Annotated in this window: 11 protein-coding genes and 2 pseudogenes; 11 read left to right on the top strand and 2 right to left on the bottom strand. The window is 33.9% G+C overall.

The features are described from left to right. From Q4Q40_RS05770 to Q4Q40_RS05745, 6 genes are all read left to right on the top strand, one after another. Nucleotides 1–2,502, top strand: coding sequence for a glycoside hydrolase family 95 protein (locus tag Q4Q40_RS05770; protein ID WP_303300800.1), 2,502 nt, complete (start codon nucleotides 1–3; stop codon nucleotides 2,500–2,502). 219 nt (nucleotides 2,503–2,721) lie between these two features. Beyond that, on the top strand, nucleotides 2,722–4,098 hold the full coding sequence (locus Q4Q40_RS05765) for a hypothetical protein (protein WP_303300799.1): 1,377 nt from the start codon (nucleotides 2,722–2,724) through the stop codon (nucleotides 4,096–4,098). A 486-nt stretch (nucleotides 4,099–4,584) separates the two neighbouring features. Continuing rightward, entirely contained in the window at nucleotides 4,585–6,408 is a 1,824-nt protein-coding gene (locus Q4Q40_RS05760) for an arylsulfatase (RefSeq protein WP_303300798.1), read from the top strand. Between the two features lie 58 nt (nucleotides 6,409–6,466). Beyond that, nucleotides 6,467–8,281, top strand: coding sequence for an arylsulfatase (locus tag Q4Q40_RS05755; protein WP_303300797.1), 1,815 nt, complete (start codon nucleotides 6,467–6,469; stop codon nucleotides 8,279–8,281). Continuing rightward, nucleotides 8,278–9,903, top strand: a complete 1,626-nt coding sequence (locus Q4Q40_RS05750) for a sulfatase family protein (RefSeq protein WP_303300796.1) — start codon at nucleotides 8,278–8,280, stop codon at nucleotides 9,901–9,903. Before Q4Q40_RS05755 ends, Q4Q40_RS05750 begins: the two co-directional genes overlap by 4 nt. A 117-nt stretch (nucleotides 9,904–10,020) precedes the next feature. Further along, complete coding sequence (locus Q4Q40_RS05745; protein WP_303300795.1) at nucleotides 10,021–10,854, top strand: 3-keto-disaccharide hydrolase; 834 nt, start codon at nucleotides 10,021–10,023, stop codon at nucleotides 10,852–10,854. 255 nt (nucleotides 10,855–11,109) lie between these two features. Here Q4Q40_RS05745 and Q4Q40_RS05740 read toward each other — a convergent pair whose 3' ends face one another. Next, nucleotides 11,110–13,011: a hypothetical protein gene (locus Q4Q40_RS05740; RefSeq protein WP_303300794.1), complete on the bottom strand. Its 1,902-nt coding sequence runs from the start codon at nucleotides 13,009–13,011 to the stop codon at nucleotides 11,110–11,112. Nucleotides 13,012–13,101: 90 nt separating this feature from the next. Between Q4Q40_RS05740 and Q4Q40_RS05735 the strand changes: the two are divergent. The 5 genes and pseudogenes from Q4Q40_RS05735 to Q4Q40_RS05715 form a co-directional block, all read left to right on the top strand. Next, a pseudogene (locus Q4Q40_RS05735) lies at nucleotides 13,102–13,260 on the top strand (IS982 family transposase); the annotation flags it as partial. A 232-nt stretch (nucleotides 13,261–13,492) separates the two neighbouring features. After that, nucleotides 13,493–14,002: pseudogene (locus Q4Q40_RS05730) on the top strand (IS982 family transposase); the annotation flags it as partial. A 306-nt stretch (nucleotides 14,003–14,308) separates the two neighbouring features. Beyond that, nucleotides 14,309–15,760 carry a glycoside hydrolase family 30 protein gene (locus Q4Q40_RS05725; protein WP_303300791.1) on the top strand — a complete coding sequence of 484 codons (1,452 nt, stop codon included), beginning with the start codon at nucleotides 14,309–14,311 and terminating at the stop codon, nucleotides 15,758–15,760. A gap of 14 nt (nucleotides 15,761–15,774) precedes the next feature. Next, on the top strand, nucleotides 15,775–17,430 hold the full coding sequence (locus Q4Q40_RS05720) for a GH39 family glycosyl hydrolase (protein WP_303300790.1): 1,656 nt from the start codon (nucleotides 15,775–15,777) through the stop codon (nucleotides 17,428–17,430). After that, nucleotides 17,430–18,185 (top strand): DUF6250 domain-containing protein, encoded by a 756-nt coding sequence (locus Q4Q40_RS05715; RefSeq protein ID WP_303300789.1) that lies wholly within the window; start codon nucleotides 17,430–17,432, stop codon nucleotides 18,183–18,185. The genes Q4Q40_RS05720 and Q4Q40_RS05715 overlap by 1 nt, the downstream gene beginning before the upstream one ends. Before the next feature lie 316 nt (nucleotides 18,186–18,501). Here Q4Q40_RS05715 and Q4Q40_RS05710 read toward each other — a convergent pair whose 3' ends face one another. Further along, nucleotides 18,502–22,998, bottom strand: coding sequence for an InlB B-repeat-containing protein (locus tag Q4Q40_RS05710; RefSeq protein ID WP_303300788.1), 4,497 nt, complete (start codon nucleotides 22,996–22,998; stop codon nucleotides 18,502–18,504). Between the last annotated feature and the right edge of the window lie 181 nt (nucleotides 22,999–23,179).

The raw sequence follows: 23,179 nt of genomic DNA, 5'->3' as shown, positions 1-23,179 counted from the left end.
ATGAATAAAATAGTTGCTCTTATAACCGTTTTTTTTACTGTATGTAATGCTTTTGGACAAAAGCACGAAACAGATTTAAAACTTTGGTATCATGCTCCTGCAGCAAATTGGAATGAAGCACTTCCTCTAGGGAATGGTCGCTTAGGTGCCATGGTTTTTGGAAACCCAGCAGATGAAAATATTCAGTTAAATGAAAATACACTTTGGGCGGGTGGGCCACATAGAAATGATAATCCCATGGCTAAGGATGCCTTATCAGAAATTAGAACCCTAATATTTGATAAGAAGTATAGTGAAGCGCACCGTTTGGCAGGAGATGCATTTATTTCAAAAAAATCTCATGGCATGCCTTATGAAACTGTGGGGAATTTAAGATTGAATTTTGTGGGGCATGAAAATTTCTCAAATTATCATCGTGAATTGGATCTTGAAAACGCCGTGAATAGAACGATGTATACTGTTGACGGCGTAGCGTATAAACGAGAAGTTTTCACTTCTTTTTCAGATGAGGTTATAGTCATAAAATTAACAGCTAATAAAAAAGGAGTTATTAGTTTTTCTGCAAGTATGGATCGTCCAGCTCCTTCTAAGGTTACTGTTTCTGTAGAAAACGAGACTATTTTAAAAATGATAGGTCTTAGTAGCGATAGAAAAGGTAAAAGGGTTTCTGGAAATAACCCTCCAACAAAAGGGCAGGTTAAGTTCGAATCAAGATTAAAGATTGTACCAAAAGGCGGAACATTAACTTCAGAGAATAACCAGCTAGTTGTTTCTAAAGCAAACAGTGTTATTCTTTATATAGCTATAGCTACTAATTTTGTGAATTACAAAGATGTTAGTGCCGATCCTCACAAAAGGGCTGCTGATTATATTACGAAGGCAGAAAAGAAAAATTATAAACAACTACTGAGTAATCATTCAGCCTTATATCAAAAATACTTTAAAAGAGTGACACTTAATTTAGGTAAAACAGATGCCGTTAAAAAAACAACAGATATTAGAATAAAAGAGTTTAGCCAAGGATACGATCCTTCTTTGGCGGCTCTGTATTTTCAGTTTGGTAGATATTTGCTAATTTCTTCATCTCAGCCAGGAGGACAACCAGCTAATTTGCAAGGGTTATGGTGTAATCAATTAACACCACCATGGAAAAGTGCTTATACCGTAAATATTAATACACAAATGAATTATTGGCCGGCCGAGGTAACCAATTTATCCGAAATGCACGAACCACTTATTCAAATGGTAAAAGACCTTTCGGTTGCTGGTAAAGAAACGGCAAAGGTTATGTATGGTGCCGATGGTTGGGTAACACATCACAATACAGACCTTTGGAGAATTTGTGGTCCCGTAGATGGAGCTACATGGGGAATGTGGCCAACAGGAGGCACATGGTTAAGTCAACACTTATGGGAAAAATTCATGTTTAATGGTGATTTGGATTATTTAAAATCTGTATACCCAGCTATGAAAGGGGCTGCGGAGTTTTGTTTAAGTTTTTTAACTGAAGATCCAGAAACTGGTTGGTTAATTATTTCGCCATCAATATCTCCTGAACATGGTCCAAAAGGACATCCGAAAAATGTCAATATAGCGGCTGGTACTACTATGGATAATCAGTTAGTATTTGATATGTTAACCAAAACAATTCAAGCAGCTAAATTATTACATGTAGATTCTAAATGGATTCAAAAAATAACACACACATTATCTAAACTTCCACCCATGCAAATTGGGCGATACAATCAAGTTCAGGAATGGATAGAAGATTGGGACGATCCCGAAGACAAGCACCGTCATGTATCCCATTTATACGGGTTATACCCTTCAAACCTAATATCACCTTACAGACATCCTGAGTTATTTCAAGGAGCTAAAAATACATTAATTCAAAGAGGTGATCCATCAACGGGCTGGTCTATGAATTGGAAAATTAATCTTTGGGCGCGTTTACTTGATGGAAATCATGCATACAAACTTATGGGAGATCAAATCAAATTAGTAGGCAGACCAGATTCCCCAAAAGGAGGAGGGACTTATGCAAATATGCTAGATGCACATCCACCATTTCAAATTGATGGGAATTTCGGGTTTACTTCGGGGTTAACCGAAATGTTAATGCAAAGTCATGATGCTGCTATTCATTTAATCCCAGCACTTCCAGATGTTTGGAAAGATGGTAATGTAACAGGTTTAAGAGCAAGAGGAGGGTTTGAAGTTACAGCTATGGAGTGGGAGCATGGAGCAATTGTAAAAGTAGTTATAAAATCCACGTTAGGAGGCAATTGTCGTGTGCGTGCCTATAATGAATTAGTATATGCCGATAAAACTAATATTACTTTAGCTTCGGGGGTAAATGAAAATCCATTTTATCAAACCCCTAAAATTAAGAAGCCGCTAATTTCTAAATCGGCTACATTAAATAACATGGTATTAAAACCAACGTATCTGTATGATATTCCAACAAAACCTGGACAAGAAATTGTTCTAATTAAAAATTAAGGATATGAAAAAGAGTTTGAAGTTAGAGCACGTAAATTTATTGGCTTAAGGGGGCAATTAATAGCCCATAGCTATTTTAGAGTAGAAAGTATCAATGAATTAAAATTAATGATGTCACCTTATCTATATTATAATAAAATGAACACAAAATTAAGAGCTAAAAATCTAAAGAATTTAAGTTATAAATCCTGTTTACTAGTCGTTGGAATTTTCATTTCAATGAGTTTAAAATCATACGCTCAAATAACGGTAAATTCCTTAAGCGAATTGCTCCCATATTTGGACGATGATCACGTTGAGGTTAAGTTAGCCCCAGGCGTATATTCTATAACGGCTTCCGATGTAGCAAATGGATTATATCCAAAGGAATCTCATGTTGGAAGAACATGCAAAGTGTTATTCCTTTTTGAAGGCAACCATAGTACCTACGATTTTACTGGTGTAACCATTAATGTTGAAACAGCCGTATTTCAGTCCTACGGAAAATTTCGAGTTAACGAGATTCAAGTCATTGGGAATAATAATGTCCTTAAAAACTTAACCTTAATAGATGTTGGTTCAGTATATGATCGTCCAAAAGTAGGCGCATTAAATATTTGTATGGATGGAAAGCACAATAGGATAGAAGGGTTTCATGTAACTAGCAAAGGGTCTTATCCTTATGGATATGGAGATGCTTTTGGTAAAGGAGGCAAAGCCGTTATTCGTCATAAAAAACACAGCGCCTGTTTAATCCGTGGAGAATCCAATCATCTAAAAAATACAACGTTTATTCATAGAACCTATGGGCATTGTATTTTTATGCAAGCAGCTAATAATCCACTTATAGAAGGTTGTAATGTAGAGGGCGAGGTGCGTAAAACAGACGATATGCTTGCGGAAACCTCAGGGCCTGCTTATGATGTTGAATTTATGACTGTTTGGGGATATAAGCTTCCAGCAGGTTATATGTTAAGTACTGGAGAAGCTGGTATTCGTGCGTACAATAAAGGAGAAACTATTATTGATGGGAAATCTTATAAACGAGGCACTTCAAACCCAACAGTACTAAATTGTACTATTAAGTATATGAGAACAGGGGTAACCTTAGCACATGCCACTGGAAAAAAATATGTAGAGGGTTGTACTGTCATAGGTTGTGAAAATGGCTATTCTTTGGGGTCGGGCGATGTGGTGAATTGCAGTGCAGATTGTGCCTACGGTCCTGTATATTCAACGACCTACGAAAAGGATAAAAATTATAACGCCGATATTACTATTATACCAGCAAGCTCCCCATATTATAATGGTTCTGGAAGTGTTGCTTATATTGGAGGACATAGTCATAAAATTACTTTACGCAGTACAGATGAAGTTGTTAATAAGGGATTAACAATTAAAGTTGGAGGCGATAAAAATAGTATACGTCATTTAAATGGGAACTTTCCACACCAAAATGATTTTAAAGCATCGAATTTTCAGTTAGATAATCTTACCAATTATCCCCTGTATCTATCATTAAAGAGTTCAAATATTGTAGGAGAATCTAAAGGGGAGGTAACCGATTTAGGAACTAAAAACCATGTGATTTATAAATCAATTTCAGCAAAAAAATAAATTATAATACGACACAGTTATGCATGGTATAATAGTAAAACAACCAAAGACTAAACGCGTCATAAAAAAAGATACCCCTTCTTTAATCTAAAAATTCTCCGATCCTTGGGTCGGGGTTTCCAATTAACCTCTCCTTTGGAGAGGTCAGAACTGCAAAAAAAGGCAGTTCTGGGTGAGGCAAAAATAACAAAATTCGATTTTTGCCTCTATAAAGGCAAAATGAAACTGGCGAAATACCCCTATGGCTTGCCTCGGGGATAGTCAGTTTCAAGAATTTTTTTATTTAATAAGTTTAGATATACTGTAAGAAAAGGATTCTTGGTTTTGGTAAATTCTTTATTTAAGCATATAATTTTATATTATTTGAACTATAATTTATATCAATATACCTATTGATAAAATATTTTTATATTTTAAAAGTCTATTTAAAAAAAAAGAGAAACCAGAAAGATTGGTTAAACAGTTTTTAGGTTAAAATTAAATTTTATGAAAAAAAGAAAAGGGGGTATTGTAATAATATTAGGCGTATTGTTTTTTAGTCTGTCTTGTAAATCTGAAGAAAAGATAAAAGAAACTAAGAAACCTAATGTTGTAATAATAATGGTAGATGATCAAGGATATGGAGATATAGCAAGTTTAGGAAATAAATATATTAAAACCCCCAATATTGACGCTTTACACGATATTAGTGCCCGATTCACCGACTACCACGTTAGTCCAACTTGCGCACCAACAAGGGCAGCTATGCTTACAGGACACCATTCTAACAGAACAGGGGTTTGGCACACCGTAAATGGACGCTCTTTAATTCTGGATAGAGAAATTACTATGGCACAAGTATTTAAAGAGAATGGTTATAGCACCTCTATTTTTGGAAAATGGCATTTAGGGGATAATTACCCGTTTCGTCCAGAAGATAAAGGTTTTGAAGAAGTACTGGTGCACAATGGTGGTGGTATTGGACAAACTATGGATTATTTTGATAATGATTATTTTGATGATACCTATGTACATAATGGAAAATTAAAAAAATATAAAGGCTACTGTACCGATGTTTGGTTTTCAAATGCCATCAATTATATAGAGTCAAGTAAAGACAAACCTTTTTTTTGCTACCTATCAACCAATGCAGCACATGCCCCTTATTTTGTTGATGAAAAATATTCAAAACCTTACGAGAATAATAAAAACATTCCAAATCCTGCTTTTTACGGTATGCTAACCAATGTTGATGAAAATATAGGAAAGCTAATAGATTATTTAAAAACAAGTAACCAACTAGATAATACCATCATTATTTTTACTACCGATAATGGTACTGCAGCAGGAGCAAAAATAGAAAAAGGAGGCGATCGATTAGATGGTTTTATAGCAAGTGGTAATAACGCAGGAATGCGAGGTATTAAAGCCAGTAAGTATGAAGGTGGCCATAGGGTGCCATTATTTATTCACTGGAAAAATGGTAATATTACTATAGGTAAAGATATAAACCAATTAACAGCACATTACGATGTTTTTCCAACCTTAGTAGAACTTTGTAATTTAAATGTAAAAGAAGATTTAAAATTTGATGGTCAAAGTTTAGTGCCATTAATAGAAAATGATACCAAAGGGTTTGAAGATAGAATAGTCATTACAAATTCACAACGTACAGAACATCCAGAACCTTGGAAAAGAACAGCTTTAATGCAGGCAAACTGGCGTTTAATTGATGGCGTAGAACTGTATGATTTAAAAACCGACCCTGAACAACGTATAAATATTGCAGAAAAACATCCTGAAAAAATGGCTGAGTTGAAAACAGCATATAATGCATGGTGGGAAGAAATCTCGCCTGGTTATAAAGATCAACCTTATATCGTTTTGGGGCATAAATCAGAAAATCCAGTAAAATTATATTGTCACGATTGGCATACCGAGCGTATAAGTCCGTGGTCACAAAGACACATTAGAGGAGGATATATTGATAACGGTTATTGGTTATTAAAAATAGAAGAAAGCGGTAAATACAAATTAAAATTACGTCGTTGGCCAGAAGAAACGCATTTGGCATTAGGAGCAGAAGCCGCAATTAGTCCAAAAATACCAGGAACAACAGTTAAAGCAAGTAAGTTAGGTAAATCTTTAAATATCCAAGATGCTAAAATAAGTATTCAAGATATCGAGCAATCGAGTGCTGTAGATCTAAAAGCAGAGTTTGTAGAATTTACTGTAAACCTGGAACCAGGAGTAGCGCATCTACAAACGTGGTTTACTTTAGATACGAAAGAACAATTAGGCGCTTATTTTGTATCGGTAGAGAAACTATAAATTAAAATTTAAGAACGGTTTTTTATTAATAATCATTAACATTGCAATATCCATCAAGATGAAGAAAAAAAAGTCATTTTTAGTCCTCGTTTCAATCTCACTACTATTGCTAGTTACTTCCTTGCTGGCACAAGTTAATCTCAAATCCAAATCCAGGTTCAAACAAAAACCAAATGTCATTATTGTCATTACAGATGATCAAGGTAAAGGGGATTTGTCTTGTGAAGGTAATCCGTATATTAAAACACCAAATATCGATAAGCTTTATAATGAAGCAGTACGTTTTACAAATTATCATGTATCAACTACTTGTGCGCCAACCCGAGGTTCTATAATGTCTGGGAGACACAGCAATCGTGTTAATGTATTTCATACTATAAACGGACGCTCCATACTTTTTGAAGACGAGGTTACTTTGCCTCAAATATTTGCTAAAAATGGCTATACCAACGCCATGTTTGGAAAATGGCATTTAGGTGATAACTATCCGTATCGTCCAAAAGATAGAGACTTTCATGAAGTTATTCGCCATGGCGGTGGCGGTATAGGTCAAGGACCCGATTATTGGGGGAATGATTATTTTGATGATACTTACTGGCATAATGGAACAATGGAAAAATATGAAGGGTATTGTACAGATGTCTTTTTTGATGGGGCTTTAAATTTTATTGAAGCGAATAAGGATAAACCATTTTTCTGTTATATTTCTACCAACGCACCGCATTCGCCATACAACCTTCCCGAAGCATATTATAATATGTATCAAGGGGAAAAATTTGAGGCATTAAACCCCAGGTTGAGACGGTTTTATGGCATGATAACCAACATAGATGATAATTTTAAAAAGTTGGAAGATAAATTGAAGGATTTAGGTATTTCTGATAATACCATAGTCATTTTTACAACAGATAATGGCACTGCAGCAGGACGTAGCACTTACAATGCAGGATTAAAAGGCGGAAAAGGAAGCCAATATGAAGGCGGACATCGTGTACCACTTTATATTAGATGGCCAGATGGAAAACTTACAGGAGGAAAAGATATAGACCACCTCGTTGCACACTACGATTTATTACCAACATTTGTCGATTTATTAGGTTTAGATTTTAGCCCTGTTAAACCGCTTGATGGAAAAAGCCTTAAGCCACTGTTATACGATAAAAATGCCGCTTGGGAAAACAGGATTTTATACATGGATACTCAAAGAGAGCAAAATCTGATTAAGTATAAGAAGTACACGGTTATGGATGCTAATTGGCGTTTAGTTGATGGTAAAGAACTTTACAACATAAACAACGATTTAGGTCAAGAAAACAATGTTATAGAAGCGCATCAAGAAGTTGCAGCACGTTTAGCCGTTGGCTATGAGACGTGGTGGAAATCGTTTGTAGATGAAGAGGTTAATGAAAGATATGCATACATTAAAGTTGGGTCGCCAAAGGAAAACCCTAGTCGAATTTCAGCGCACGATATGATTGTTGGTAAATACAGTCATTCCTGGCATCAAAATGGTGCAACTATTGGTGTACAAGCTGGTGGAAAATGGAAAATTGAATTTGTTGAAGATGGCGAATATAGTATAAGCCTTCGCAGGTTTCCTCGAGAAAGCGGTTTAGCTATAAATGCCACCTTTCCTGCTCAAAAAGAAGCTATTGAGTACGATAAAACATCGCCAGCAAGTACTAAGACCGATTTTAAAGAAGCCTTTTTATATGTCGCTAATATTTCTAAAACATTCAAGATAAAAGAAGGGCAAGATGAAGTAACATTTAAAGGAAACATTCCAGCTGGGAAGTATGATATGGAAGCTCAATTAATAGACGAATTGGATCGGGTGCATCCAGCATATTATGTATATATAGAAAAAGTATGAAGATTAAATTAAAATTAGTGTTGCGACTAACGAATATTATCAGCCTTTTTTTTCTTGCTTTTTATGGGATAACAGGATGTTCTGTAAAACAAAACAAACCCAATATTGTTATTATTTATACCGACGATCAAGGGGCTGGAGATGTAAGTGCGCTTAATCCAGAAGCCAAATTTAAAACCCCTAATATAGATAGATTGGTTAACGAAGGACTTACTTTTACAGATGGTCACAGTAGTGATGCTGTTTGTACGCCTTCAAGATACAGTTTGTTAACGGGACGTTATAGTTGGAGAACATCTCTAAAAAAAGGTGTTTTAAAAGCAGATGGGCCATGTTTGATTGAGAAAGATAGAATGACCATTGCGTCATTACTTAGAGATAATGGCTATAATACAGCTATGATTGGTAAGTGGCATCTTCAAATGGAGTTTGCAGGCGATATAAAAAATGGTAATCGCGATTGGTCAAAACCATTTACCGATGGTCCTATTGAAAAAGGCTTCGATTATTTTTTTGGAATTCCAGCTTCTATGAATTATGGGATATTAACTTATTTAGAGAACGATCGTGTGTTAGATCCCCCTACTTTGTATACTAAAAAGAAAAAGGATATTACGCCACGTACTTACCGAATGACGCCACCTTATGATACAGAAAAAAGCAAAGGTTATGTTGAGGTAGCTCCTTCATTTAACGATGAATTAGTGTTGGAAACCCTGGCTAATAAAGCGGTTGAGTACATTAATGAATCTGCGAATGATACCAAAAATGGTAAGCCTTTCTTTTTATATTTGCCTTTAACCAGCCCACATTTACCACATTGTACACATCCCGATTTTCAAGGAGCTAGTAACTGTGGTAATTATGGCGATTTTATGGAAGAAACCGATTATCGTGTTGGACAAATATTGGATGCTTTAAAAGCCAACGGTTTAGAAGAGAATACTTTGGTTATTTTTTCGTCTGATAATGGCGCAGAGAGTAATTATGTATACCAAAGAGATACCTATCAACATCTTAGCAATATGAATTTTAAAGGAGGAAAACGTGATATTTATGAAGGCGGTCATCGAGTGCCGTTTTTAATGCGTTGGCCAGATGTTATTAAAGCAGGAGGAAAGGTAGATACACCTGTATGTCAGTCTGATTATTTAGCAACTATTGCAGATATTGTTGGAGTGACACTTCCATATAATGCGGGAGAAGATAGCTACAGTTTATTTCCAATGATGAAAGATGTTGATGCGAATCAAAATTTAGATAGAGCTGTGATTCATCATTCTTTTACGGGGCATTTTGCCATTCGAGAAGGTAAATGGAAGTTAAACATGCTTAGAGGGTCTGGTGGTTCTTTAAAACCAGCTATTATAAAACCTGATTTGGGAGATGCTTTGTTTGAATTGTATGATATGGAAAATGATCCTGAAGAAACCACGAATTTGTTTTTTGAGCAGCCTGAAATTGTAGAAAAACTAGTTGAAAAGATAACTCAAATCATAAAAAAAGGAAGATCTACTGATGGAAAACCCCAACCTTATATAAAAGATAATTGGGATCAACTTACATGGATGACGTTTAATGGAAAAGAATTCCACGAGGCTCTGCCTTATGGTTTCCGTTGAAACTATTATTCCCGTGAAATCAAAAGATTCATGAACTCCTTGTTCTTATTTTTCTTGGGTCGAACTCAGGTTAATAATTAGTTACCATTCAATTGTAAAAAACAAAATAACTTAATTATGAATATAAAAAAACAAATAGTCTTGTTTAGTTTTTTCGCCTTATTCTGTTTATCGATACTAGCCCAACAAAAATCTGTTGCTAAGAACTCAGAAGAAGACGGCTTTACGAATCTTTTTAACGGGAAAAATTTTGATGGCTGGTATTTAAAAATAAGAAGTGGGGATGAAGCGCTAGCTAAAAAGGTGTTTTCGATAGAAGATAATATGATTCATGTATTTAATGATGCCTTTCCTGATGAATACAAATTAAAGACAGGAGAGAATGATACACATGGTCTTTTTTATTCGACCAAGACTTATAGTAAATATATTTTAAAATTTGAATATAAATGGGGAAGCCGTATAGCCAATAATTTTGATGAGTGGCAATATGATGCAGGGGTGTATTACCATGTAGTAAACGATAAAGTGTGGCCAGTAGGTATCGAATATCAAATTCGTTATGATCATACTACAAATCGAAATCATACGGGCGATTTAATTAGACCTAAAGGTGCCAATTACGATTGGTTTAGTACTGAAGATGGCAAAACCTATTTACATCCCAATCAAGGAGGTAAAGCAGAAGCTAAAAGAAATTGGCTTCATTTCGCTGCGCCAACTACAAATTTTAATGCATTAAATAATGAGTGGAATCAATGCGAAATAATAGTGATGGGCGATGCATATGCTATTCATAAATTAAATGGCGAGATAGTAAATATGGCTTTCAATTTGAGTCCAGGCGCTGGTATTTTTGGATTCCAGTCTGAAACTGCGGAAATCTTTTATAGAAATATAAAGATAAAAGAGTTTGATAAAATGGTACCTGCCGAAGAATTTCTAAAGTAAAAAAAGGCATTATACCAATTACCACAGAAAACAACTCATATAATTCAAATTATTTATTGCCTCTTTCGACTCCGCTGTAAAATCACCGATTTCAAGACCTTTCTACTTTAACCTGTCTTGTTGAATAAAACCAAAATTCTGTATTTATAAAAGATCATTCTAAAAGTCACACAAAAAAAGTGACCTTATAATTCTAGTTTAGAAATGGTATTGAATATTATTTTAACGAGAATAATGGATAAGAAAAATAGTTAACTAACGTTTTAGTTTCTTAACCCATCGATAAAATTTTCCCACTTTTTCTTTTATAACTTTATCTTCTTCTTGCATGATCCAATTGGTTAAAAATGCTATGCTTTCTTCTTTTTTCCACCAATCATGTACATTTGAAATGGAACGAAAGTGATTTTCTATTTCGTCTATAAGAACAGATCGAATTTCTACTGGAAGTTTAATATTCCAGTACTCGCTTAGAGTTTTCAGAATCTCCTTACTCCGATCCTCGTTAAGGAAGAGAGTTGATGCAGGTAGTTTGAGGCAAGTCACGATGTTATCAGTATTATCAGATACTAGCTGTGATTTCAAAAACAGGATGTATTGATCTTTTGGCCAGTTTCTGAATATATTTAATACCATAAGGTAATATTGATACGTATTATTATAGTAGCTAGCATCTGGCACCGTAGCGCCCGAAAGATATAAGAGTTCAAGTAGGGTGGTCTGTTCTTTCTCTGTTTTGCTATGAAAATCTTTTAAAAACGATGCTGCAAATGCTTCTGTATCTTTTACTTTAAGCCAGAAATCGCTGCTTACGCCATCAAGGTGATGTTTTATATAACCATATTGTTCGGCTTCTTCTTTATATTTATATTCGAGATATTTATCAATATCATCACCATTAGGATCAAATGGGAAATCATAATCATACTGGGGATGGTTTAAAAGTTGATCAATAAGCTTGGGATTATTGATCAAGGCTTTTTGGGTATCTATTTCTTTTTTGATTTCTTCTAATGTATATGATTCAAAAAAGAGCTGATCTAAAAAACTTATCAAATCATAAAGAAAATAATCTCTTATGTTTTTATTAATATCCCAATATGTAGAAGAATTATACCAACCAATATCATTCTTTATTGAAGATAAAAACTTTGCGATAGTATAAAGTTGCCCTTTGTGTTTTTGGTAGAGATTGATATATCCTTCTTTTTTTAATTTATAGAACCATTGAAACGAGGAAACTATGTTTTTGATAGGTATTAATAGGTGGTAAAGATTTTCTTTTAGATCATTAAATTGCTCTGCCGAATGAGTAATCTCTTCATTTTTTGAAGATTTGATCTTTTTGAATATCTCATAAAAAATGTTATATGCATTTGTAACCCGTTCTATATCGATTTGCGAAATTGAACTTTCAATCATGACAGTGTCTTCTATCCCACTATTCGATTTTTGATAGTGGTAACAAACCCCTTTAAGTTGGTGTTCTGTCTTAAAAAAATGGTCTTTATATTTTTTTGACTTATAAAACTTTTGATACAACTCAAGTTTTGCAGATGCCCAATCAAAAAAAGCATTCAGATAATCAGGATGTTCGTATTGGTAGTCCCAGTTCATTAAAATATCTTCTATTACACTTAAAAGTTCAGAAGCACCAGTAGCGATTTTATTATGATCAACATGTTTAAGATTAGGGTGTTCTTGATATTTTGTAGAAACTGTTACATCATCAAGAAAAGAGTCTGTAGTATAATATGATTTGATATAATCTTTTAAAAACTTAGGATGAAAAAGTTTACAATGGCACATCACCATAATGGCAAATAGTTTGTCAGAATAATACTTTTTGTCATCTAGTCTAAGAATATGTGCAATCCTATGTTGTAGCGATTTTTCTAGATTAGGATTACTTTCTAATACACTATTAATATGTGTCCATCGATAATCTCTTTGACCGTCCCAAACTTCTCCCAAGGCCAATAACCAGTATATAGGATTAGTATTTTTTAAAAGCCTTTTAAGGCCTTCATTACTTTCGAGATTCTTTTTTACTCGTGCTCTTTGTTCGGCAGATTTAAACTTACGGGCATCTACAGAATATGCACCGCCTATGCTTCCTTTATCTGATGATTTTTTATACTTTTTCTTTTTTCTCATATTAACGTGAATAATGGATAAGAAAAAAGGTGTTCTGTATTTTTATTAATAACTGATATTCAGGTAATTAATACAATAAAAAACACCCCAATGCTTAGAAATAAAATTACAGAATTCTTTGTGAAATTGGACGATTTTTACAAAGAATTCACTTCACAACTGGAATACCGTCCTGAATTACAATATTCTAAGGTAAAAAGACGTCATAGAAAGGGGAAATTATCTGATTCTGAAATAATGAGTATTTATTGGTCTCAAATGGAGTTAAAACTATGTACTTTAGTGCATGTCGCTTTCAGCTTCTAAAAACTTTTGACACGAATCAGCCTGCCGGCTGGCAGGTTTCACGAATTCACACGAATTCAGTTTTATCATATTTCACGAAGCAGACTTTCAGTCTGCCAAAACGAACCTATGGACTTCCAGTCCATATTGGTTTATTTGTTATTTCATTTCGGTCAATTCACCAATTTCAAACACTTCTACACTATTGTGCGTTTGTCATATTAAAAAAGAAAAACAGAATAGGGTATTCAAAGGTATTGCAGAAAAAGGAAAATCTACTATGGGCTGGTTCTTTGGCTTCAAGCTTCACTTGATTATTAATGACAAAGGAGAACTTTTGTTCTTTTACCTGACCAAAGGGAATGTGGATGATAGAAATATTCAATTAATGACTGCTATGACTAAAGAAGTCTTTGGAAAATTCTTTGGAGATAAAGGCTATATCTCCAAAGCTCTGTCTGAACTTTTGTTTCAAGATGGCATTCAACTCATTACAAAAGCGAGCAAGAATATGAAAACACAAAATCTATCTGATGTGGATGCTATCCTTTTAAGAAAAAGAGCTTTGGTGGAATCTGTCAATGATGAACTTAAAAATATGTGTAAAATAGAACATACTAGGCATCGCTCTGTAAAAGGGTTTTTGGTCAATATTGTGGCAGCTTTAGCTGCCTATTGTTTCTTCCCTAAAAAACCATCATTATAAAATAAAACCAAAAAACCGATTCTTATGAATCGGATTTTTTTGTTCAAAGATTTCAATCGTATTAAAACGCTAGTTTTTTATAATTATCTTTATTAAGAGTTATCATTTATACTTTATGGGCTATTATTTATAGTCAAAAATTTCAATTTTAACGACCTTGCATAAAATTTTAATCGAAAAGAATTTCTTTGGGCTAAGTCTCGTGCCTGCCTGCTGGAAAAGGTAGGGGGAATTGGTTTTAAGATTTTTTTATTGACATTTAAGACCAACAAAAAACAAAAATTAAACTAAATAGATTATTACGTTATGATTAAAAACAGAGCATTTAAAGTAACATTTAAATCCTTTTTATTTGTTATTTTATTCTTTTCTTTCAACACCCTTTTTGCGCAAAAAGTAGAATTAATTTACACAACAGCATCAGAACGTTGGGTGAAACCAAAAAAGTTTATTAAAAAGAATAATGACACTGCAACTGCCGATATTACGGTGTATACCGATGCGCCATTACAAAAAGTTGATGGTATTGGAGGTGCTTTTAATGAGTTGGGGTGGGAAGCCATCCAATCGTTGGATGAAAAAGGGTCTCAAGAAGTTATTGACGCGTTATTTTCTAAAGAGGGCTGTCATTTTTCTATGTGTCGTATTCCTATAGGTGCTTCAGATTATGCCTTAAGTTATTACACGCATAACGATGTGCCTGGAGATTTTGTAATGCGCGATTTTAATATTGATAGAGACCGTTATATTTTAATTCCATATTTAAAGGCTGCTCTAAAAGTACGTCCAGATCTGCAAATTTGGGCATCCCCATGGACGCCTCCAGCTTGGATGAAAGTAAACGAACATTATTCATTAAGGGCAGGGGATTGGAACGATCGTCCGCAAGGCAACAGAATGGATCCGGGAGCACAAATTTTAAGTAATGCAACGGCATTTAAAATGCAAGATCAATACTTAAAAGCCTATGCGTTGTACTTTTCAAAATTTGTACAAGCCTATAAAAAAGAAGGTATTGATTTGTTTTCTATTCAGCCACAAAACGAAATCGCTTATGCTCCTAACTGGCCGAGTTGTACCTGGAGAGCAGAAGATTTTTCGATTTTTATTGGAGAATATTTAGGACCACAATTTGAAGCGGATGGATTAGATACCGAAATTTGGTTAGGTACCATTAACTGGAGTAAACCACAGTATGTTAAAACCATTTTAGATAATAAAAAAGCATCAAAATATATTAAAGGTGTTGGTTTTCAATGGGGTGGTTCTAATGCTATTCCAGCCGTTAGTAAAGCATACCCAAATATTAAATTTATGCAAACGGAGAATAAATGTGGTGAAGGTGAGAACGATTGGGCAGCGTTAGAGCGTTCGTGGGAAACCTTAGTGCACTTTTTTAAGAATAAAGCAGGGTCGCATATGTACTGGAATATGGTGTTGGATGAAACAGGAAAGAGTGCTTGGGGCTGGCCTCAAAACGCCATGGTTGTTATCGATAAACAGTCTAAAAACATAACATATACTGATGAGTTTTATTTATTTAAACATGTATCACATTTTGTGCAACCTGGTGATTCTTTCTTAAAATCTTCAGAAGGAAAAAACCACTTAGCGTTTCAATTAAAAGATGGACGTGTTATGGTGTTAGTAAATAACCCTGATAAAGTATTAAAAACAGTAAATATTAAAGTTGGTGATACTATGGTTGGTCTTGAGCTACAAGCAACTTCTGTTAATACCATTATTTTTAACAATTAATTAAATATATTAAAATGACAAAACACGCATACCATAGCTTAAGAAGAACACTTTTGGTTTTAAGTATCACCGTATTAAGTTGTATTGAAATACATGCCCAAAAACCAATAAAAATTGATGCCAACAGTAATGGGGAGAAGTTTGATCATTTTTGGAGTAAAATGGTTGGAGCAGGGCGCGCTAATGAAGGATTGCGTGCTGGTTGGTTAGAACAACTCCAACAGGTGCAAGAGCATTGCGGATTTGAATATGTGCGTTTTCACGGGCTTTTTCATGATGATATGTTTCCTGTGCTAATAGAACGGGGAAAAACAGTTTACAACTGGCAGTATATAGACGATTTATTTGATAGAATGTTAGACCTAAACGTGAAGCCTTTTGTAGAATTAGCCTTTTTGCCATCAAGTATGGCTGCCGAAAATTCTAAAACTGTATTTTGGTGGAAAGCCAATATTACACCAGCTAAAGATTCTTTTGGGAAATGGCACGATTTAGTAAAAGCTTTTACACAACATTGTGTAGATCGATATGGTATAGAAGAAGTCCTTACTTGGTATTTTGAAGTGTGGAACGAACCAAATTTATATCCTTTATTTTGGGATGGTACCAAATCGCAGTATTTTGAATTGTACAAGCAATCGGCAATTGCAGTTAAATCTGTAGATAAAAGATTAAAAGTAGGAGGGCCATCGACTAGTAATTTTGTTCCTGATACGCGTTTTGATGGCGAAACAATAAATGATGCTGCTTCTGAAGCTGTCTTTAATACTAAAGATATTAATAGTTTAGAGTGGCATGGTGTATGGATTGAAGATTTTTTAAAGTATTGCCAAAAAGAAAACTTACCAGTAGATTTTGTAACGACGCACCCGTATCCAACCGATTATGCTTTTAACCCTGAAACAGGAAAAGGAAGAGGCTTAACACGATTTGCAAAGTCGACTAAATTAGATTTAGAATGGTTAAATAAAACCATTGCCAAAAGCGCGTATCCCGATGTTGAAATTCATTTAACAGAATGGAATACGAGCCCAAGCAGTAGAGATGAAATGCACGACCGCTTGCCTGCCGCAGCCTATATTGTGAAGTCTAATTTAGATTGTATTGGTTTAACAAATTCTTTAGCCTTTTGGACGTTTACCGATATTTTTGAAGAAAAAGGTGGCGCATCAAGTATTTTTCATGGAGGTTTTGGAATGATTAATTTTCAAGGTCTTGTAAAACCTTCTTATCACGCTTATAGAATGCTTCATCAATTAGGAAATCAAAAATTATATAAAGACGATTATCTGTTTATTAGTAAGGCATCTTCCAACGGACATATTACTGCTTTGGCATATAATTATCCAGAAGAATATATTGATGCTGTGCCTTCTGGAAGAAATAAACGAGAAAAGGGGACGTCAAAAAAGCTTGATTTCACTTTAACGGGCTTAGAAGCGAATACCATGTTTGAAATAGAAATTTTAGATAAAGACCATGGGAATATTCATAATTTTTGGGAAGCTATGGGAAAACCAGAGCCTCCAACACGTGAAGAAATTAAGGTGATGAAAGCTTATGCCAATACTATGAAAACAGTATATGTTAAGGCAGATAAAAAAGGGGAGTTAGTTATAAATCGAGAGATAACACCTTGGAGCTTAGTATTAATTAAACAAATAAATTAATGTTTTCTATAAATTTTAAATATAAAATAAAAAGAACGCCTATTGTTATGGTCTCTTTTTTATTGCTCGTATTTAGTGCTTGTTCAAGTAAAAAAGGGATAGTAAATATTAAAGAGGATACATTAAAAACCGAATTGATTTATCAAGAAAACTTTGATACAGGTTTAGAAGATTGGCAAGTAGAACAAATGCCCAAAGGCACTGTAGAAGTAAAAAATAGTAAGTTAGAAATTAATGATGTTGCAGGTTGTACGGTTTGGTTAAAAGAAAAGTTTGAAGGTGCTATTATGATAACATACGATGTGTACATAATTCAAAATGGCGGACCAAACGATCGCGTGTCCGATTTAAATTGTTTTTGGATGGCTACCGATCCCGAACATCCAAATAATCTGTTTGCAAATTCAGAAAAGCGCCATGGTAAATTTTCAAATTACGATGCATTAAAATTATATTATATGGGAGTTGGTGGGAATCATAATAAAACCACTCGTTTTAGAAGATATGTTGGAAATGGCGAACGGCCATTACTTCCAGAACACGATTTAAGTGATGCTAAATTTATGCTGGAACCTAATAAAACCTATCATATTAAAATTATTGCACATCAAGGTACTATTCAGTATTATAGAGACAATAAGTTGTTAGTAGATTTTGAAGATGACAACCCTTATACTTCAGGGTATTTTGGGTTTAGAACCGTAAGGAATCACATGACGGTAGATAACTTTAAAGTTTATAAATTAAACGAGTAACATTTTATAAATTCCAACATTCAAAATATTGAAAAAATATAAAATTAAAAAATAGGAGAGAGGGAACTTCGTGAGTACCAAATAAACCCACAAACTAGAAACGGCAAAACAAACAATTAAAAACTGTTTGTTTTGCCGTTTTCTTTTTATACCATACCATTTAAACATTTTTAAAGGTTTTGTGGTATAGCGTTATAATTTAATCTAAAGAATTGCTCGACGCTCTGCGTCGGGGTTTCCGATGTCATCTCTCCTTTGGAGTGGTCAGAACTGCCTTTTTTGGCAGTTTTTGTATATCTAACTTTTTAACTCTCAATTAATGTACTATTACTTTATTTATAGATAAACCTTTATTGGTTTCAACAATTACAAGATAAAGCCCTCTTGATACTGCATGAGTTAAGATTACTTTTTCTTTAGTTTCATTTATAGTAATTTCTTTAACTAAAGAAGCATTTGAATTAAAAACTTTAATGTTTTTAACAAAGGTATTAGTTTCAAAATACAATACGATTTCTCCATCTATAGAAGGGTTTGGAGCTATAAAAAACGCTCCTTTTATAACAGGTACAGGAGTTGTTTCAAGAGTTGTATTTTTACCTATAAAATCAATTTGATTTTGGTTAGAAGTAATGTTATTAAAAACATAATTTTCGGGACTAAAAGTATAATCTGTTAATTGAGCAGTAATAGTTCCTGACCATTTTGATGGTACAGTAGTAGTATATTCACCATTAACATCTGTAGTAACTAAATTTGGAAACCCTGTAATTGTAACATTAGATAACGGAAGTGAACCATCATCTAGTAAAACACCAGAAATTATATAATCTGTTGTTGATGCAGTAGTCGTTTCTAATTGAACTAGCTCAATAACATCATTTCCAGAAATAACTAAAGTTCCTCTATATAATGTAAACCCATCTGCTGATACAGTATAAGGGTATGAACCATCAGGTAGTTTTCCTATATTAACTAAACCATTAGTTTCTGTAGTATACATGATTCTATTTATATTAACTTTTGCTCCTGTTAATGGGTTTGCAACTTCATCTTCCACTTTAAAACTTATTTCATGGTTTGGAATAGGGTTTTGTGTAAAAATCAAATTTTCAACATTACCATTTAAATTATCTAATGTTATTCCACCAGATATAGGGTAATACCCTTCTTTTTGAGCTGTATAAGCATAAGGTATAGGAGAATGAATACCTTGATATGTCAAATCTGAAATTAGTATTTCTCCTTGACTGTCCGAAATATAGGTTTTGTTATTAAAATTAAATTCAACATTTTGTAAAGGGTTTACGCCATCTGTACAAATAATTTTCAGGTCTGTAGACTGATATAGTGTAATTCCAGCATGTATGTATATTCCATCTATAGTTTTAGTAATCGATTTATCTTTAAAACCTGGTGCAGATATTGTAAAATGATAAGTATTCCCAAGAGCAAGGTTTTGAATTGATAAAGAACTATTACTATCAAAGGAGAAAACGGTCCCGTTTTCAGTCGTTAACGTAGCGTTAGGAACCGCATTATAATCTACATCAAAAACATTATAACTTGTATATTCTGTATTCGAACTAGTAAGTGTAATGTCTATTTGTTCATCTATCCCCGATACTACAAGGTTTTGTTCTAGTACAGAGAAAAAAGATGCAGACACTCGTAACGGATACGTGCCTTCCTCCAGTATTACACTTACCTCACCATTTTCGTTTGTGGTTAGACCTAAAACAGTGTCTTGTAAAGTGATAATTATTAGTGCATTAGAAACATATTCTAAGCCATTATCAACTTTAAAATTAATTGTACGTGTAGGTGCAGTTGCAGGAACTAAAGTGATGGTTTCAGACACATTGTTGTTTGCTATAGTAACAGTATGATTAATAGTAGTATAGCCAGAGGCGCTAATTAACATACTATAACTACCAGAAGTTACTTCTGAAATCATTATTTTGCCTTGACTGTCAGATATATATGTTTTTCCATCCAGTAGAACGTTAGCGTTTTTAATAAGTTGGGTTCCATCAGTAACTTCTAATTCTATTGAATAGTTAGGTTTTAAAAATATGTTTATAAAACTGTTTGACGACGCCGTTCCATTAGCACTGGTATAATTGGTGGCATTTATAGCATATTTTGTACCATAATAAGATTGAATTGAAGCCGCTCCGTTACTATCGGTCTCAATAGTAGTACTTCCTAATGCTATCTCAGCATTGGCTATGGGTATTAAATTTTCATCATCTAATACCAAAAAATTATAATTTCTATTTTCTGATATATATAATACATCTGCAATTTCTATATTTTCAATAACATCGTTACCACTTACGGTAAAAACACGATCGGCATTTTCCACTGTATAAGCATGGTTGCCATCTGGGACGTTGGTTAATATTACTTGACCATTGCTATCAAAATCATAATAATTGTTATTCCATTCTAATAAAAAATTTTGATAAATAGGTGATCCGTTATAAAGCAAATTGAATGTAACTTGATGTGTGCCAGTATTAGGTGTAAAAATAGCTTTTATGTTATAATCATGGTCTAATTCTGTTATTATTAAAGGGTTGGTTGTCCATATTTCTCCTGTATCTTCATTAAGCCAATGACTAAATGTATAGCCTGTATTAGGGGTTGCGTATACAGAAGGCAGGTTGTTACCTGAAATAACTATTGCTTCTTCTATTTTGGTATAGCCATTACCATCATTTGAAAAAGAAGCGGTAAAGGATGCTTCCCATTTTAAAATAGGACGTTTTTTATTATCTCTTCCATAGGCCAATTGCCATTGGTTAACCATATCAAAATAAGTGTTGACATGTAAATCATTACTAAAAGCACTTGTAGAAAAATCGTATGTGCCATTATCGCCAGAACTGGTTCCCCTGTCATAACCTAATCCAGTAGTACTTACATCGTAAAATCCTCGAAGTCTACCATTACCACTAAAACTAGATACAACTCCACCTACAAATCCTTCTGAATAAATAAATTCAGCAGCATAGGCATCATCTATATAAAATTCATTACCAGAAATAAATCCAACTAATCCTCCTACATTATTTCGACCATATGTTTTGGCTAAGCTATAAGAAAGTTCTAGTTTACTATTAACACCTGTACCTATAAACCCGCCTACGGTATCGTTACCTGTAACTAAACCTTCTATAAAGACATTATTTATACTACTAGCACTTACATCCTTTCCTATAATAGCACCTGTATTGTCTCCTCCATAAATAGCACAGTCTTCCAACCCCATATAAGCTATATTTGCTGTTTGAGTATAGCCAAATAATCCAGTAGCTTCCTCTGAAGTTTGATTTATATATAAACCTGAAATAATATGATGATTTCCATTTAAATTTCCTGTAAATGGATACATAGCACTACCTATTGGTAAAAAACCCTTTCCACCATTCCATGTCCTAGTCTCAGAGGCATCTATATCAGATGTTAGAATATAGTTTTTTTCATATAAAGAAGGAAAATTTGCAATATCTTGTAGGTCGTTTATCGTTGCAATTTGATAAGGATCTGCAATAGTACCACTACCAGAAAAATTAGTATCCAGTTCAAAGATGGCTTCAATTGTTTCATTACCAGTACAATTAAAGGTGTAAGGATTATTGGTGCTTTCTATAACTCCGTTACGTTTCCAACCTTTAAAAGTATGGAGCGGTAATGCTACGTAACTCAGCGTAATCAAATCTCCAAGTTCATAATACCCTGAACCACTTACAGTAGCTGCTAAAGTTGGGTTTGCTTTTGCCTCTATTCTATTAATTAACGGCATTTCCAAATAAGGTCTTATATGAGTATCTACTATTGGAAAAGACATCATCTTCCATGTATCATTCATATTCCAATTGGCATCAGAAAAATAATCTGGGTTTGCAAAATCGGCAGTATTAAGGCTAATTACATTTCGATTATTACCATCTTGAAAAGCATTTGTTTGCTGGCTTAGCGTAGCGTCGAAGAAACAGTCTTCTTCGATTCCAGAAGTATAAGCACAAAAACCACCTACAAAGCCGTAATTACCACTATCGATGACCTGTGCTATACTATAACTTCTTTTTATAGTGCCTGATTGTGAGTAAGTCAGGCCACCTGCAATAATACTTCCATCCACAGAACCACCTACCCAACAGTCAGAAATATGACCTGCAGAATCGCCTACCAAGCCCCCGCAAACGTCTGCTTTTACAGAAACAAAAGCATAAGACTCTTCAATATTACTATCTGCATCTATTGTAGAAGCTAGACCACCTACTGCATTAGAAAAATTGGTAGAAGTAACACTCCCTTGCACATAACAATGGGTTATTGTAGAATTAATTATACGCCCAGCTAAACCACCAATATATGTAGAGGGAAGACTATCTGTAATATCAACATTAACCAATCCTAAATTATAGATTTGAGCTCCTTGTATATAACCAAAAAAACCTACATCTATTAAAGAAGTATTATTGATATATAAACTTGAAATATGATATCCTGAGCCGTTAAAACTTCCTGAAAATGGAATTTGACTCAAATTTCCAATTGAAGAAAAGCCTTCTCCAGCATTCCAGTTTTTAGTATCAGTAGCATCTATATTTTGACTTAACTGAAAATTGTCTCCCCAATATAAATTGTTTTCTGATAGCGTTCTTAAATCTTCAAGGGTACTTATTATAAAAGGATCATTTATAGACCCAACACCACCTGAAAACTGTGCATAGGAATTAATAGTTAAAAAAAACACTATAAGTGTTTGAACCGAAAAATAGAAAGTATGTTTTTTTTGCATAATTTTTTTTAATAGAAAATCAAAGAGAAAACAAAACAATTGTAAATTTTTTAATCATAGCGTAATAACCAGGAATTCATCCCCTTGTACTTAATGTTAAATTGCTGTGGTATAAACTAGGATTAATTTCTGTACCAAAATATAAATCGTAGCTTACATCACCATTAGAAGTATCGGTGTC

Source organism: Flavivirga jejuensis (assembly GCF_030540765.1).
GTDB classification, from domain to species: Bacteria; Bacteroidota; Bacteroidia; order Flavobacteriales; family Flavobacteriaceae; genus Flavivirga; species Flavivirga jejuensis.
The sequence above is the reverse complement of the archived record's forward strand: the minus strand, read 5'-3'. Positions and strand labels throughout refer to the sequence as shown.